The organism is Bacillus cereus group sp. BfR-BA-01349 (assembly GCF_022663795.1).
Lineage (GTDB): Bacteria > Bacillota > Bacilli > Bacillales > Bacillaceae_G > Bacillus_A > Bacillus_A cereus.
This window is the reverse complement of the sequence record NZ_JAKUGE010000021.1, coordinates 1-15,133: the sequence shown is the minus strand read 5'-3', so window position 1 is coordinate 15,133 and position 15,133 is coordinate 1. Positions and strand designations below refer to the sequence as shown.

Sequence of the window (15,133 nt, the reverse complement as noted above, 5' to 3'; positions counted from 1 at the left end):
AAGTAAGGAATGTGTGAATATGGGTGGTACATGGTATGTGATTTATGTTCAATTCTAAGAAGAAAAGAATATTAACAATTATATGGAGAAGGGATTATGTTGATTAAATTCGTTCATTTGTTATTTGGGAAACCGTGTGAAAAAGGTGATTCGTTCCAAACTAAGTTTCCACGTTTTATTTATTGGAGTGCAGTTGTATTTTATTTTTTTGGAATGCTATTATTTGGGATTCTTTCTTTTATTGATACTGTATTTATTGGATCGTTGATATCAGGAGGTTTGTTCTTTCCTTTAATATTTAGATTCATTTATTATATAAACTTAAAAATGAGGGGCCTAGAAAGAGAAGCGTAGAGAAAAAATATAAATAACAGGGTTATTGAAAAGAAGCGAGATTGATGTTAAGAGATAATAAAGTTGTTTAATTTACAATAAAGTCCTTTGAAAATAATAAAGTTGTTTAATTCTTATTGAATTAACGGTGCAGGATAGTTGAATAAGGATGATGATATACTTAAGGGGGAATTTACTTTATTTTATAGTTTATGAGGTGGAAAATGGACTCTTTAGAATTAAACAAATCTAAATATATTGTCTCTAATATCAAAGAAATTTTGCATAAAAAGCTTATTCTTGATAAACCGTTAACTAAAGATGAGGTAAAAAAATTAAAACTAGTTAATCCCCCTGTATACGAAAAAGAGAAGTATCTCATTCAAAAACGGTGGTTTTATAGTATTAATATCGGAGAATGGGAAGATGTGGAGATTATTATTCAGGGGAATAATGAAAATCCCGATATGGAGATTATCGAAATGGCAGAAAAAACATTCGATGAACTCCATCTACATATAAGCTGTGCATTAAAATATTTACAGAAATTCTTCCCTAATCAAGAAATGAAGAACTACTATCTATCCACAATATTTTTTGGAAAGATGGTTAATTTTGACGATTATATATTTTCTGGGTTTAGTTTAGCTTTTATTTATGATGGTCACTTTGAGTTTCAGTATAAAGTAAAATTTAAAAACGATGGATGGCCTATTGGTTTTGAAGGGGGGCCACTTTAATAATAATAGATAATTTTTTCTTATTGAACTAACGGGTGCTTTAGTTCAATAAGATTTAAACAACTTTATTATTAATTTTTGTCTACAAGCACATTTAAATGGTTAGAAATTAAACAACTTTAAAGAGCTTTACTACAATATGATTTGTAGCCAGGCTCTTATATTTTTAGATCAGAATTAAATAACTTTATTATCACTTTACAATTGAACATAAATAACGTTAAAAAAGGAAGCAAGGAAATACATTCTAGCTTCCTTTTTTATTGGAACGATTATGGGATCAATAAAATCTTCCCTGTGCTTTTTCGGCTCTCTAATAATTCATGAGCACGGGCACCATCTTGTAAAGAGAATGTAGTAGAACTTGCGATCTTTAATTTTTCGGTCGCAATCCATTCGAATAATTGAGAGGAGCGTTCTATTCTCTCTTCATAAGATGTAAGCACGTTCCAAAGGTCTCCGCCAGTTAAAGTTTTCGAAGTATCCATAAGCATACGTGGATCAACTGGCGCAGGATTACCGCCGGCCATTCCGTAAAATACGACAGTACCGCCAGTTTTAGTAGCATTAAAACTCTCCTCTAATGTAGAACCTACTGATTCATATACAACATTTACTCCATCACCATTTGTTATTTCAACTACTTTTGTATGCCATGCTTCCGTATATAAAAAAACGTGATCAGCACCAGCTAATGTAGCTATCTTTGATTTTTCTTTTGATGACGTTAGGCCGATTACTTTTCCGCCTAGTAGTTTAATTATTTGAATAAGAAGTTGCCCAACACCACCAGCTGCAGCGTGTACTAAAGCTATATCACCTTGTTTTATCTCATAGCTATCTTTCGTTAAATAATGTGCGGTTAGACCTTGCAATAAGACAGAAGCGGCTGTTTCAAAAGAGATAGAATCTAAAAGCTTAATTGCTTTCTCAGACGGAACAGCAACTAGCTCTGCATTTGCAAATGGGACATCAGCAAATGCAATACGATCTCCAGGATTAATATTCGTAACGTCAGCTCCTACTTTTTCAACAATGCCAGCCCCTTCATAACCTAATATAAAAGGCGGGGTACCAGCGAGATGATAATCACCGCGGCGTCTATAAATGTCGGCGAAATTTAAACCGATTGCTTTCGTGCGGACAATAATTTCATTTGGATTTATGATTGGATCATTTAGTTCTTTATATTGTAGTACATCCGGATTTCCGAACTGTTCGAAACAAAGTGCTTTCATATGGAATACCTCCATTTTTATTGTTTGTAGATGCTCTTTATCATACAATACAAATATCAATAGACAAAGAGGATTATTTCGATGAAATCAATCGGGAATATCGATTGAAAAGAGGGACGATAAATGGAGATAAAACAATTAATTACATTTAAAGTAGCGGCGGATACTTTGAATTTTACACAAACTGCGAAGAAATTAAACTTTGCTCAATCGAGTGTGACAGCGCAAATTAAAACGTTAGAAGCTGAGTTAGGTACGCCGTTATTTGAAAGATTAGGAAAACGCCTTTTCTTAACTGAAGCAGGTAGGAAGTTTCAACTATATGCCGACAAGATGATTGCGCTCAGCAACGAAGCAAAAATGGCTGTGAAAGATGATGAAGAAATAGCAGGTACGTTAATAATCGGTGCGCAAGAGAGTCAATGTACATATAGACTTCCTTCTATATTAAAGAGGTTTAAAGCACAATTTCCTCAAATAAAGCTTATATTTAAACCAGCGCATTCCAATAAAGATGCGAAGGAACAATTGATGGAGGGAAAAGTCGATCTTGCATTTATTTTGGACGAATGTAAAACAGAAGATACTTTACATGTGGAGCCGCTTATGAAAGAAGAATTAAAAATAGTAGCTGCTTCAGGGCATCATTTACTCGAGAAAGCTTCCATTTCTACAAAAGATTTAGAAAGTGAGACGTTGTTGCTAACAGAGCTAGGGTGCTCGTACCGGACTTTATTTGAAGAGCTACTTCGTACAGAAGATGTGTATCCAGCAAATAAAATTGAGTTCGTTAGTGTAGAGGCAATTAAACAATGTGTTATTGCAGATTTAGGAATAGCTGTTTTACCAGCGATAGTAGTAGAAAAAGATATACGAGAAGGGACGATAGAAGAGTTACATGTAGAAAGTGCAATCTCACCGATTTATACACAAATTGCTTGGCATAAAGATAAATGGATGACATTGCCACTGCAGCAATTTATTGATGTAACGAGGGAGTTTTTTACAACGGATTAAGTGGAGAAATATTTATTTTATATAAAAGAAAAAATGGCAATTTTGTATAAAGAACCGATGCTTGCATGTAACAAGTATCGGTTCTTTTATGTTTTAAATAAAGGATGCTATAAAATGTGTATTTCTCAACTTTTTTTCTTATAAGGATAAGTAAAGTTCTTCGTATATTCCAATAATCATAAGGGAATTTACAACGTTAATTCGTTTCTGTAAGATGCCTCTAGGAAGCATGGAAGGAGGGCTGACACAGCAGTATAGGTTGTGTTTAGTATACATAATCATTTTGAGGGGGAATTTAAAATGTTTAAAAAGTTAATGAAAGTATGCGTGTTAAGTGCGGCAAGTATAGGTGTATTATTTAGTTTTCAAGGAAGTACATTTGCAGCTACTGATTTAAGTAGTTATTATGACGGGAAAAATCCAGCAACAACGAAAGTATACGGGGGAAGTACAACGTGTGATGCAGATGGATTTAATGCAAAGTCTACAGCAGTTTATGAGGGTAGTAAAAAAGTAGGGACAGTGTATTTACGTTACAGTAATAAATGTCATGCAGCATGGTCTAAGCTTGTTTTAGATCAACCAGCTCCTTCTGTTTCTGGAGGGGTATATGCTTACGCTGTTATTAATAAATATAAAAATGGTGTATTCCAAAAATCAGTAGACTCTAATAGTGGCAATGGAGCAATTAAAACAGGACAAACGAGTACGTATACAGGAATGGTGTTTGATTTAACTGCTGATTTTGGTTATACAGCTGATGCCGAAGCGGTGACGATTAATAATGGTTACGGGAAAACAGCACGTTATTAATAAAGGAGTGGAATTCTATGAAGCTTTTTAAAAAGGTAAGCGCATGTCTTTGTCTGGCATTGCTCATCGTAACTAGTGTGTTTAGTACGACCAATAATGATAAAGCATACGCGGAAGACCATTCATATGATGGAAAAAGTCCTTATTATAATAGCTGTAATCAATCCGCAGTAACGAAAGAAAAGAAGTGGATTGATTCAAACTCTTATGTGGAATTAAAATTTAGCACGACGTGTAAGACAGCATGGGCAAAAGTTACTGTAACTCGCCTGGCAGTTTATAATAATGAAGCTGATGCAAGGATTGTTAGAAAAACAGATGGAAAGGCATACACTTGCGGAAGTGCTGGAGGAAATGGTGTTGTAAATAAAGGGCAAACATCATGCTATACACCAATGGTATATGATTTAGATCCAAGAAAAGCACAAGCGCAGGGGAAACATGCAATTCCGAATAGCGATGCATATAATTATGCGGAGACTATTTGGTATTGATGAGGAAATGGGAGAATGTAAGATAGAATATTTTAAGAGCATGTTTTGATTGGATTTCAAAACATGCTCGATTTGCATTCAGTCTAATTTTTTTAGTAATCATGGACCATTGAATTAACTAAGGTCTGTATCAGGAGGAGTATATCCAAGGTGCCTAGCCATTGATACAATTTGTCCTTTATGGTGAAACTCATGAGTCTCCGTATGAGTTAAAAGCCATAGCGGAGTTGTACTCCAAAGCTCTTTTTGCCACTTTACTTCATTTGCTATATTTTCGAGCCAACGGTCATTGTATTCATCTAAAAAACGTTGTACAGTCTCATCTACTAACTTAAATCTATCACGGACTTTCTCAACATCTGCATGCTCAATTTCATCATCATTAGCGAATGAAAAATTTGCTCGTTTTTGCTTGAATGCAAATGATCCAAGCCAGTATCGATAGCAATCGGCTACATGAATATGTGTCTTTATAATGCTACCGCTCCCGAAATTCGGAACAGTGCTATGTAATTTTTCTAGTGGGATTTCTTCCAAAAATGAAAATAGAGTTTCTCTTGTAGAGCTAATAAGATTATATTGTTGTTTTAAAATATGTAACATGTAAGTACACTCCTCTTTTATTTACATAGTAAGTAATTCTATATTTACGAGGAGGGAACCTTTTTATTATTTTTAATAAGCATATTAGATGTATTTCTTATTTATTTCTGATAGATTAAACAAGGTAAAACTTTAATGAATTGAACATTCTTAGTTCATAATAAATTGTACATCAAGAAGGAGAACGATAAAGTGAATAGACTAGTTGGCTTAAAACAATTTGAAATAACGCGCGGGGCATTACTTAAATTTATGGAGACGCTAGATGATAAAATTGCAGATATGCAGCCAGAGGGTTTTAACAATACAATTCGTTGGCATATTGGTCACGTGTTAACAGCAGCAGAAGTTTTCATGTTTGGAAAAGAATTCAAACAATTACCAACTGAATATCCAGGTATGTTTGGATATGGATCAAGACCATCTAAATGGAAAACAGAAGGACCATCATTAGAAGTGTTAACGACTCAATTAAAAGAACAAGCAAAGCGTATTAACGAAATGCCAGCAGAAGCATTTGAAGATAAACTACCAGAGCCGTTTTTAGGATTGGAAACTGTTGGTGAGCTTTACGGTATGATGCTTTATCATGAAGCAGATCATATTGGGCAAATGAAGGCGATGGAACGTATTATTAAAGCTCTTTAGTCTTAATTGCATATAACAAGCAATACAGTTGTAATGTTAAATAATATATACAAAAAAGGTAGATAAATTATTATCTACCTTTTTTGTATAACTTCTTGAAGGATTAGAGAATTTTATAATTTTTTAGGTTGTGATTATTAATTGTAGTATTCCTAAATATGGAATATAAGTATAATGATAGAGAAGAACTAGAAATAGGGGTGAATACTATGATTACATTAGAGCAAAAGTTAGAGCAATATAAACATACATATGTACAGTTAAAGGGAGAACTAAAATGGAAAACGAGTGATTCTCGAACAGGAATGATGATTGCTGCTATGTATGCAGGTAGTGATAAATTGTTTAATCTCGAACGTTTTTTAGAAATTAGTAGTTATATTAAGAATGAGGTAGGGATGTTTTCATACTTAAAGTCTTATCATCGTTTTGTAGTGGCCGCAACATTAGATATTCACTTTACAGATTACAAGGAAGCTTTTCGGACGTTTTTAGATTTATATGAACAATTGGTCACTGGTGGCTTTAGCCGGAGTATATTTACTTATCTCGCAGCAGCTGTGCTTTTAACAGAAGAAAATGAACAGCATGGCGCGCACATTCAGCGTTCGATGCAAGTATATAAACGCATGAAAAAGGATCACCTCTTTCTGACAAGTACAAATGATTATCCGCTCGCAGTTTTATTAGCAGGACAATCAGAGCATGTAGAAACACTTATGGACCGAGTGGAACGTCTTTATCAGAAACTAGCGACAGCTGGTTTGCGTAAAGGGAATGATCTTCAATTTTTGAGTCATATTCTTTCACTAAAGAAGGATGTCAGGGAAGAACTATTAGTTGCAAAATGTACAAATATATGGAATTTGTTAAAGCAAGAAAAGGTAAAAGTAAAACAGATGCATTACCCAGCTATCGGGCTACTAGCGTTACTCGAGGACGGAGAAAAAGAGATTCATTCTATTAGAGCATTTATTGAAAAATTGCAGGGGGATAAATTGTTCCGTTGGCATACAGATACAAATATTCTTATTGCTATTCAACTGTTCGTAAGTCAGAAAGGTGAGGAAAGTAAAGCTACTAACACAGGTTTACAAACAATGATAGAAGTCCTCATACAAGCACAACAGGCAGCCATGATGGCAACGATTGCCGCTTCATCTGCAGCAACATCTTCTGCTAGTAGTAGTTCATAATGTGCAACTGCTTATACTCTTGTAAATTATAAATTCTTTGATAAGGACGTTTTAAAAAATATTACTAAAAAAAGCCCATCACTCTCTAATGATTGATGGGCTAACTGTTTTTACATAATTAGCATTATCTTTTTGATTGCTTCAAATGTTTGAGTTGCGTAACAATCATAATGCTAATAACAACGAGTAAAAACCATGAGCTAATTTTGCTTAAGTGAACGAGGTTCCATGCTTCCCGTTGATTTGGATATTGCCATGCACTGAAAAATGTTGCGATGTTCTCTGCAATCCAAATGAAGAATCCGATAAGGAAAAAGGAGAGAACGAGTGGCATTGTATATGTAACGCCTTGTAATGAAAATTGTACAAATGTGCGAGAGAAAACAAGGAATAGTAGTAAAGTTAATATCCATCTAAAATCGTATGTAAAGTGGTGTGTGAAAAAATTGAAGTAAATCATAGCTCCTAACGGCACGGCAAAAATAGCTTTCGGCCAATGATGCATTTTTAAATGCAACCTTCTCCACGCTTGGCATATGTAACTTGCGACACTTGCGTACATAAAGCCGCTGTAAAGTGGAACTCCAAAAATCTTTGAATACGCCTCTTCAGGATAACTCCATGAACCAAAATGAACTTTATATATTTCTAGTAAAAGGCCGATGAGGTGAAAGACAGTAATTACTTTTAATTCGTCTTTCGTCTCAAGTCCAGTCTTGTACATAATCCACTGCATAAGAAGACATGCAATGAGTATGAAATCATAGTGATATAACCCTGGGATAGAAACGATTTTTGAAAGGGCTAGTGTTAAGAAAATAACGACTGGGAATAAGCAAGATAATGCTTGCTCGTAAGTGAAGTGTAGTAGTTGTTTTATATATAACATTGGGTCACCTTCGGTATTTTTATTTGAAAACTCGAAATAATGATTAAGTATACTACACTTTTAAAAATAAGCTAGTAGTCTATTTTGCGTGTATTTGTAAGTTTTGGAAGGGAATTGAAATAAACATTTTAATATTTAGCGAAGTTAAAAAATAGTTTGCTATTTAAAAAAAGTGGCGATATAATATCTAAATGAAAATGATAATTATTATCAATAATAATTACAAATAAAAAATAATTATAAAAAACAACTGAATATAAAGGATGAAATGAAACATGTTACATAAGTCTACTGTACATGCTGGTAATAACCGCTGGATACATATTAAGTTCATATGTTTCATGAGCTTAACAATTTTATGTTTAATTGGATCTATATTTTTAGCCATTTCATTTGGTGCAAAAGATATTCATTTACAAACGGTGTGGGCAGCGGTTTTGGATTACAATCCGAAACTAACACAGCACCAAATTATTTATGAATTAAGGCTCCCGAGAGTAATTGGTGCAGCAGTTGTAGGGGCAGCTTTTGCGGTTGCTGGTGCTGTTATGCAAGGTGTAACACGAAATCCTTTAGCTGATGCAGGTGTACTCGGAATAAATGCAGGTGCGATGTTTGTAGTAGCACTTAGTTTTGCTTTTTTCCCACATATGCCGTATTCCTATTTAATGATTGTTTCCTTTATTGGAGCTGTTTTAAGTACAGTACTTATTTTTGTTATTGGATCAGCAACATCAGGCGGGTTAACACCAATGAGGTTAACGATTGCTGGAGCGGTTATGGCAGCGCTTTTACATTCATTAAGTTCAGGTGTTGCGATTTATTATGATTTAAGCCAAGATTTAGCGTTTTGGTATGCTGGTGGTGTTGCAGGGGTTAAGTGGGAACACTTGAAATTTTTAGTCCCTATTATTCTTATAACGATTATTTTTGCGACAATGCTAGGGAGATCTATTTCACTCATATCAATGGGAGATGATGTTGCTACAAATTTAGGAGTGAAAACGAACCGAACGAGAATACTAGGGATGATTATAGTAGTTATTCTGGCGGGTGTTTCTGTTTCAGCTGTTGGTTCTATTGGATTTGTAGGACTAGTTATCCCGCACATTGCTAGAAAATTAGTTGGTGTTCATTATAGACTCATTATTCCTATGTCAGCATTATTAGGAGCTATGTTATTAGTTGTAGCTGATTTAGGGGCAAGAACAGTAAACCCTCCTAAGGAACTTGCGATAGGGATTATGGTAGCTCTTGTTGGAGTTCCGTTCTTTCTCTATATAGCACGTAAAGTTGGGAGGGAATTATAAGTGAAGGATCTTTTTAACACGGATAAAAAGAGAGCTATTACTGTAACTACAATCTTCGGATGTATAAGTATCGCTGTAATTTTAATTAGTTTAAATACAGGGACACTGAGTATAGCGCCACTTAGAGTAATTGAAACACTTTTTGGTTATGGTGATTTTGAGAGTGCAACCGTACTATATGATTATCGTATGCCAAGAATAATAATCACGATGTTAGCCGGTATTGGTCTTGGTATTTCCGGTGCAATTTTGCAAGGGTTATCCCGTAATGCACTTGCAGATCCTGGTATCTTAGGATTGCATTCAGGTGCATCTTTCGGTCTTATCGTATTTGTTACTCTCTTTCATTCTATTAATGAGAGTGCATCCATTTTAATACCGTTATTTACATTTGGCGGAGGAGTATTAGCTGCATTTCTTATTATTTTACTTGCGAGTGATCGGTCAAAAGGCTTATTTCCGATTAGACTTATTCTCGTTGGTATTGCAGTTTCAGCTGGCTTTAGTGCAATTTCGTTATTTTTCTCTCTCAAGTTAAATGATGAGACGTATACATTCGCTTCTAGATGGCTAGTTGGTAACGTGTGGGGAAGGGATTGGATTCATGTCTTTGCATTATTACCTTGGATTTTCATACTAACCCCTTATGCGTGGCTAAAATCTAAAACGTTAAATGCATTGTCACTAGGTGATAGTGTAGCAGCAGGACTTGGTGTTTCTGTTCAAAAAGAACGGTTATTACTTTTAGCTACAGCGGTTGGATTATCTTGCGCAAGTGTATCGATGGCAGGAGGAATTGGTTTTATCGGTTTAGTTGCTCCGCATATCGCAAGGAAGTTAGTAGGTACTACATATCAACACTTTCTTCCTTTAGCTGGCATTATCGGAATGATTATTTTAGTGCTAGCAGATACGATAGGTCGTTCTATATTTGAGCCAAACTCTATTCCAGCTGGTGTAGTAGTGGCAGCTTTAGGAGCACCGTATTTTCTTTATTTACTTACAAAAACAAAATAAATACTTCAAAGAGGAGAACATATGAAAAAGAAACTTACTATTTTATTTAGCATGATGTGTATTTTAGTATTAGCAGCATGTGGTCAAACGAAAGCTAATGAAGAGGCAACGAAAAAAACGGAAAAAAGTAATGACCCAAAAATTGCTTCAATGTCTATTCATTTAACGAATGATTTACTTGCATTAGGAATTACACCAGTAGGTTCTGTTATTGGTGGAGATTTAAAAGATTTCTTACCGCACGCTAAAGAGAAGTTGAAAGATACGAAGAAGCTTGGTGTTGTAACAGATCCGAATATGGAAGCGTTACTTCAATTAAAGCCAACTGACATTTATGTTGATGAAAAATATGCTGGTAAAGATGTAGCGAAATACGAAAAAATTGCAAAAACACATTCTTTCAATTTAGATGAAGGTACGTGGAGAGATCATTTAAAACAAGTTGGTAAACTTGTAAACCGTGAGAAAGAAGCAGATAAATATATTCAAGATTACGAAGAGCAATCAAAACGAGTAAAAGGTTTAATAGATAAAGAGCTAGGTAATAACGAAAAAGTAATGGCAATTCGCGTTACTGCAAAAGAATTGCGTGTATTTAGTACGAAAAGACCGATGGGACCAATTTTATTCCAAGACTTAGGGTTACAGCCTGCAAATGGTGTAGAGAAAATTGATGGAAACCGCCCTTTCGAAGTCATTTCACAAGAAGTATTACCTGACTTTGATGCAGATGCGATTTTCGTTGTTGTAAATAGAGATGATAAAGCAAAAGCAGCATTTAAACAACTTCAAGAAACGCCAATTTGGAAAGACTTAAAAGCAGTTAAAGGCAAGCACGTATACATTATCAATGATCAACCATGGCTGGACTATTCTGCTTTAGGAAACAAAATGGCAATGGATGAAGCGGAGAAAATGTTTACGAAATAATATAGTTTTGCTATTAGGAAAGGCCCTCTAAATTTGGAGGGCCTTTCTATTATTGTTAGAATAAATAAAAAATTATACAATGAAGTTAATTCAATATGGAGGAGATGTGCCAATGTCAGCGCTTATTGTAAGTATCCCATTTATGAAACAGTTTATGGAATAAGGGGATAAATAGTCTAAAATAAGTATCCCCGTTATTTAAAAGGGGGAGTTTGAAATGACAATGAATCTTTTTCGAAATAAAACGATTAAATTATCAGCTATGAGAGAAACAGATGCTGAAGTAATGGCTATGTGGCAAGAAGATAGTGAGTATTTAAGACATGTTGATACAGATGTAGCATTCCCGCAATCTTTAAATGAAATAGCAAGTGATGAGTTATTAAAAGGACGGAGATCGAATAGTGTTTCTTTCATGGTAAGGACAGTTCAAGAAGATCGCTTAATTGGTTTTGTGGCGATTCATGGTATAGAGTGGAACAACAGAACAGGTTTATTAGCCATTGGTATAGGAGATGCGAATGATAGAGGAAAAGGATATGGGAAAGAAGCAATACATCTTATTCTAAAGTATGCTTTCTATGAATTGAATTTACACCGCATCGGTCTCGATGTTATTTCGTATAATAAACCTGCCATTGCATTGTATAAAAAGATGGGTTTTCAAATGGAAGGCTGTATGAGAGAAGCGGTTCAAAGAGATGGGAAGTGTTTTGACCGTATGATTATGGGGATATTGCGGGATGAATGGATAGAGCTGCAAGGTTAGAAAGTACATTCGAAATTATATATGTAGTATGCAGGAGATATAATGGTAATTGGCGAAAATTTACAGTGTGTTGATTGAATTTATAAGGAGTCATGCAAAATGAATTTAGAAAAGGCAAAACCAGTAAATGAAGAGGTCGCCGAATTAAAAGAACTTATTAAAGAGTTACACGGAAGTGTGCACCAACTTCAAAGTGAAGTGCAGCAACTAAGGCACGAAAGACCAGTTGTTGAAGTGAGAAAAGGTGTTCAATTATCACCAACAATTGTCGGACAAATTGGGGGTATGATTTTAGGTGGTTTAGCAATTATCGGTATATTTTGGTGATGAAAAAAGGTTTGCAGCACGGATGCTGCAAACCTTTTGTATTTGACGATATAATTTCATGCAATACAACTTTTACATTAAATAACGTAAATATATATAAGCATGTGATAACAAGAGTGCAACAATAGTTAATGGTAAACCAATTTTTAAGAAGTCCATATAAGAGAAGCCATGTCCTTCACGTTTTGCAATACCAGCAACGACTACGTTTGCAGATGCACCGATTAGTGTTCCATTTCCTCCTAAGCAAGCTCCAAGAGATAACGCCCACCATAGTACTTCGATTTGCGGAGAATCGACAGATAGTCCGAGTCCTGTAGCTAAGTCTTGAATAAGAGGAATCATCGTTGCGACAAATGGGATGTTGTCGATTGTCGCAGATGCGATGCCAGATACCCATAAAATAAGTATAGCTGCGAATCCGATGTCACCGTTTGTTACGTCGATTACTTCTCTTGCAAGTGAAGAGATAAGTCCGATATCAATTAACCCGCCAACGAGAACAAATAATCCGGCGAAGAAGAAAATGGTTACCCATTCAACGTGGGCAAATACATCTTCAATATCATGTTCTTTCACGCCGATTAACATAAGAAGTGTAGCGCCTGTCATCGCGATAACAGCAGCGTCTACATGAATAATCGAATGAAGTACGAAGCCTAAAATAGTTAGTCCTAAAATCGAAATAGATTTTAAAAGGAGGCTTTGATCTTTAATGTAATCTTTTTCGTTTAATGCCATTAGTTTTTCGATTTGTTCAGGTGTTGTTTTTAGTTTATTACGATACATGAAGTAAATAATGCCAAGTGTCACGATAGAAATAATAATTACGATTGGAGCTAAGTTAAGTAAAAAGGCGTTAAAGTCTAAATGCTTGTTTGCTGATCCAATCATAATATTAGGTGGATCACCGATTAATGTTGCTGTTCCGCCTATATTTGAAAACAGCACTTCTGAAATCAAATAAGGCACAGGATTTACTTTTAAAATACGTGTAATGGATAGCGTAACAGGAACGATTAATAAAACAGTCGTTACATTGTCCAAAAATGCTGATCCGACAGCAGTTAATAGGGATAGTAATAATAAAATGCGAATCGGTTTTCCGCCAGCTGCTTTTGCCGCTTTAATGGCCACAAATTCAAAGACGCCTGATTGACTCGTAATATGTACGAGAATCATCATCCCAATTAAAAGGGTAATCGTTTCCCATTGAATATGTGATGTGAAAGCAGTATGTAAATCTACAACTCCAAAAATAATCATAATAGCAGCACGATTCAATTTCTCAGAAATAATAAATCCGTACGTGATTAAAAATACGGCAATTGCAAAATAATATTGCCAATTTGCTACTTCATGTGCTGACTGTTCCAATCATGTCACCTTCTTTAAATTATGTATTCAATTGTCGAAATGTATCTCGCTGCAATAATACGGATAAAATATATTGTAGCAAATTCAAAAAAGAAAGAAAACTATTTAACAAAGTGAAGGAAAAAATGTATTTTTTACATATCATATAAAAAATATAAAAAACACAGTGCAAATTATTAGGAAAAGTGAGCGTTGTCCTCTAATATAGAGATAGCAATTTACATTATTTTTGCGTAAAATGGTTTAAAGAGGTGAATTCCGATGGAAATAGTAAAAGATAGTTCTCTTATTCAAAATGAAATTGAACGTTTTGTAAATAAAGATGTATATATTCATTTAGAAACGACAAACGGAGCGTATGCATCACACATAAATGAAAAGATGATGACAGTTGGTGCTTTCATTCGAAATGCGATTATCCGTTTTGAACGCGGGAAGATAACTGGAACAAATCCATACCGAGTTGGTCTGAAAATGGATCACGGTTGGGTATATGCTGAAGGTATTACGCACTGGGAAGTAGACGATCAAGAGCGTTTATTACTAGCTGGACATGATAATTTAGGTCGCTTAGCAGTTGCACTTGAGTTAAGCTTAACACCATTTAAGTAAGAAGGAGGGAAACTTATGGAGAGACATGTACTTGTTGTATTTCCGCATCCAGATGATGAAGCATATGCTGCGGGAGGAACAATTCGCTTATTAACAGATCAAGGAGTACCTGTAACATATGCATGTGGTACTCTAGGACAAATGGGACGTAACATGGGTAAGAACGTATTCGCTAACCGTGAAACGATTCCACATATCCGTAAGAAAGAATTGAAAGATGCTTGTAAAGCGATGGGTATTAAAGATTTAAGAATGCTTGGCTTCCATGATAAAACGTTAGAATTTGAAGATGTTGATTTCGTTGCTGACAAAATTGAAGCAATCATTCAAGAAGTAAATCCATCTCGAATTATTACATTTTATCCAGAACACGGTGTACATCCAGATCATAATGCATTTGGCCGCGCTGTCGTTCGCGCTGTATCACGTATGCCAAAAGAAGAGCGCCCAGTTATCCATGCTGTTGCGATTACGAAAAATCGTGAGGCCGTATTAGGAGAACCGGATGTTGTAAATAACATTAGTGAAGTATTTGATCATAAATTAACTGCATTAGGTGCGCACCGTTCACAAACAGAAGCAATGCTTGAAGACACGCATGCAAAAATAAAAAACAAAGATGCAGCAACATTAAAATGGCTGCAACTTGAACAGTTTTGGACTTATAAATGGGAGTAGGCTAGAAGGATACCTTCTAGTTACTCTTACATAGAAAAGCGCCGTCACTTGTGAAGTGCACCCCAATTGTTAGACACATAACTAACAATTGGAGGTGCATTTTTTATGGCTAAATTTTCTTCAAAAGATAAAATAAAAGCAG

At 35.1% G+C, this 15,133-nt stretch carries 18 protein-coding genes; 14 read left to right on the top strand and 4 right to left on the bottom strand.

Translation table 11 applies throughout. The features are described from left to right. Positions 1 to 96: 96 nt before the first annotated feature. Together MR169_RS13380 and MR169_RS13375 are read left to right on the top strand one after the other, a co-directional pair. Positions 97 to 354 (top strand): hypothetical protein, encoded by a 258-nt coding sequence (locus tag MR169_RS13380; protein WP_000905655.1) that lies wholly within the window; start codon positions 97 to 99, stop codon positions 352 to 354. A gap of 203 nt (positions 355 to 557) precedes the next feature. Next, entirely contained in the window at positions 558 to 1,073 is a 516-nt protein-coding gene (locus MR169_RS13375; RefSeq protein ID WP_030026782.1) for a hypothetical protein, read from the top strand. A gap of 272 nt (positions 1,074 to 1,345) precedes the next feature. Here MR169_RS13375 and MR169_RS13370 read toward each other — a convergent pair whose 3' ends face one another. Beyond that, positions 1,346 to 2,311, bottom strand: coding sequence for a quinone oxidoreductase family protein (locus tag MR169_RS13370; protein ID WP_242319521.1), 966 nt, complete (start codon positions 2,309 to 2,311; stop codon positions 1,346 to 1,348). A gap of 123 nt (positions 2,312 to 2,434) precedes the next feature. Here MR169_RS13370 and MR169_RS13365 point away from each other — a divergent pair, with 123 nt between their 5' ends. From MR169_RS13365 to MR169_RS13355, 3 genes are all read left to right on the top strand, one after another. Beyond that, the gene (locus MR169_RS13365; RefSeq protein ID WP_000403880.1) at positions 2,435 to 3,328 is read left to right on the top strand and encodes a LysR family transcriptional regulator; all 894 of its coding nucleotides are present in this window, start codon (positions 2,435 to 2,437) and stop codon (positions 3,326 to 3,328) included. Between the two features lie 300 nt (positions 3,329 to 3,628). Beyond that, on the top strand, positions 3,629 to 4,141 hold the full coding sequence (locus tag MR169_RS13360; RefSeq protein ID WP_000473735.1) for a DUF2690 domain-containing protein: 513 nt from the start codon (positions 3,629 to 3,631) through the stop codon (positions 4,139 to 4,141). A gap of 17 nt (positions 4,142 to 4,158) precedes the next feature. Beyond that, positions 4,159 to 4,635, top strand: a complete 477-nt coding sequence (locus MR169_RS13355; protein WP_000765223.1) for a DUF2690 domain-containing protein — start codon at positions 4,159 to 4,161, stop codon at positions 4,633 to 4,635. Positions 4,636 to 4,749: 114 nt separating this feature from the next. On the opposite strand, the gene MR169_RS13350 is transcribed toward MR169_RS13355, so the two are convergent. Continuing rightward, positions 4,750 to 5,238 (bottom strand): DinB family protein, encoded by a 489-nt coding sequence (locus tag MR169_RS13350; RefSeq protein WP_016118386.1) that lies wholly within the window; start codon positions 5,236 to 5,238, stop codon positions 4,750 to 4,752. 171 nt (positions 5,239 to 5,409) lie between these two features. On the opposite strand from MR169_RS13350, the gene MR169_RS13345 reads away from it, so the two are divergent. Both MR169_RS13345 and MR169_RS13340 read left to right on the top strand, forming a co-directional pair. Then, on the top strand, positions 5,410 to 5,886 hold the full coding sequence (locus MR169_RS13345; RefSeq protein ID WP_170964303.1) for a DinB family protein: 477 nt from the start codon (positions 5,410 to 5,412) through the stop codon (positions 5,884 to 5,886). Positions 5,887 to 6,044: 158 nt separating this feature from the next. Beyond that, positions 6,045 to 7,082 carry a DUF4003 domain-containing protein gene (locus MR169_RS13340; protein WP_016118384.1) on the top strand — a complete coding sequence of 346 codons (1,038 nt, stop codon included), beginning with the start codon at positions 6,045 to 6,047 and terminating at the stop codon, positions 7,080 to 7,082. A gap of 124 nt (positions 7,083 to 7,206) precedes the next feature. On the opposite strand, the gene MR169_RS13335 is transcribed toward MR169_RS13340, so the two are convergent. Continuing rightward, positions 7,207 to 7,971, bottom strand: coding sequence for a DUF817 domain-containing protein (locus MR169_RS13335; protein WP_201144472.1), 765 nt, complete (start codon positions 7,969 to 7,971; stop codon positions 7,207 to 7,209). Positions 7,972 to 8,246: 275 nt separating this feature from the next. Between MR169_RS13335 and MR169_RS13330 the strand changes: the two genes are divergently transcribed. The 5 genes from MR169_RS13330 (at position 8,247) to MR169_RS13310 (ending at position 12,324) form a co-directional block, all read left to right on the top strand. Continuing rightward, positions 8,247 to 9,281, top strand: a complete 1,035-nt coding sequence (locus MR169_RS13330; RefSeq protein WP_016118382.1) for a FecCD family ABC transporter permease — start codon at positions 8,247 to 8,249, stop codon at positions 9,279 to 9,281. After that, positions 9,282 to 10,298 (top strand): FecCD family ABC transporter permease, encoded by a 1,017-nt coding sequence (locus MR169_RS13325; protein WP_016118381.1) that lies wholly within the window; start codon positions 9,282 to 9,284, stop codon positions 10,296 to 10,298. A gap of 21 nt (positions 10,299 to 10,319) precedes the next feature. After that, the gene (locus MR169_RS13320; protein WP_000728216.1) at positions 10,320 to 11,228 is read left to right on the top strand and encodes an iron-hydroxamate ABC transporter substrate-binding protein; all 909 of its coding nucleotides are present in this window, start codon (positions 10,320 to 10,322) and stop codon (positions 11,226 to 11,228) included. 217 nt (positions 11,229 to 11,445) lie between these two features. Further along, on the top strand, positions 11,446 to 11,997 hold the full coding sequence (locus MR169_RS13315; RefSeq protein WP_016118380.1) for a GNAT family N-acetyltransferase: 552 nt from the start codon (positions 11,446 to 11,448) through the stop codon (positions 11,995 to 11,997). 99 nt (positions 11,998 to 12,096) lie between these two features. Further along, complete coding sequence (locus MR169_RS13310) at positions 12,097 to 12,324, top strand: coiled-coil domain-containing protein (protein WP_001047304.1); 228 nt, start codon at positions 12,097 to 12,099, stop codon at positions 12,322 to 12,324. 72 nt (positions 12,325 to 12,396) lie between these two features. Here MR169_RS13310 and MR169_RS13305 read toward each other — a convergent pair whose 3' ends face one another. Beyond that, positions 12,397 to 13,701 carry an ArsB/NhaD family transporter gene (locus MR169_RS13305; protein WP_242319520.1) on the bottom strand — a complete coding sequence of 435 codons (1,305 nt, stop codon included), beginning with the start codon at positions 13,699 to 13,701 and terminating at the stop codon, positions 12,397 to 12,399. Between the two features lie 261 nt (positions 13,702 to 13,962). Here MR169_RS13305 and MR169_RS13300 point away from each other — a divergent pair, with 261 nt between their 5' ends. Together MR169_RS13300 and bshB2 are read left to right on the top strand one after the other, a co-directional pair. Further along, a complete protein-coding gene (locus MR169_RS13300) occupies positions 13,963 to 14,313 on the top strand; it encodes a YojF family protein (RefSeq protein WP_000407045.1) in 351 nt (116 codons plus the stop codon). Between the two features lie 15 nt (positions 14,314 to 14,328). Further along, on the top strand, positions 14,329 to 14,991 hold the full coding sequence (gene bshB2, locus MR169_RS13295; RefSeq protein WP_000439486.1) for a bacillithiol biosynthesis deacetylase BshB2: 663 nt from the start codon (positions 14,329 to 14,331) through the stop codon (positions 14,989 to 14,991). Positions 14,992 to 15,133 lie beyond the last annotated feature (142 nt).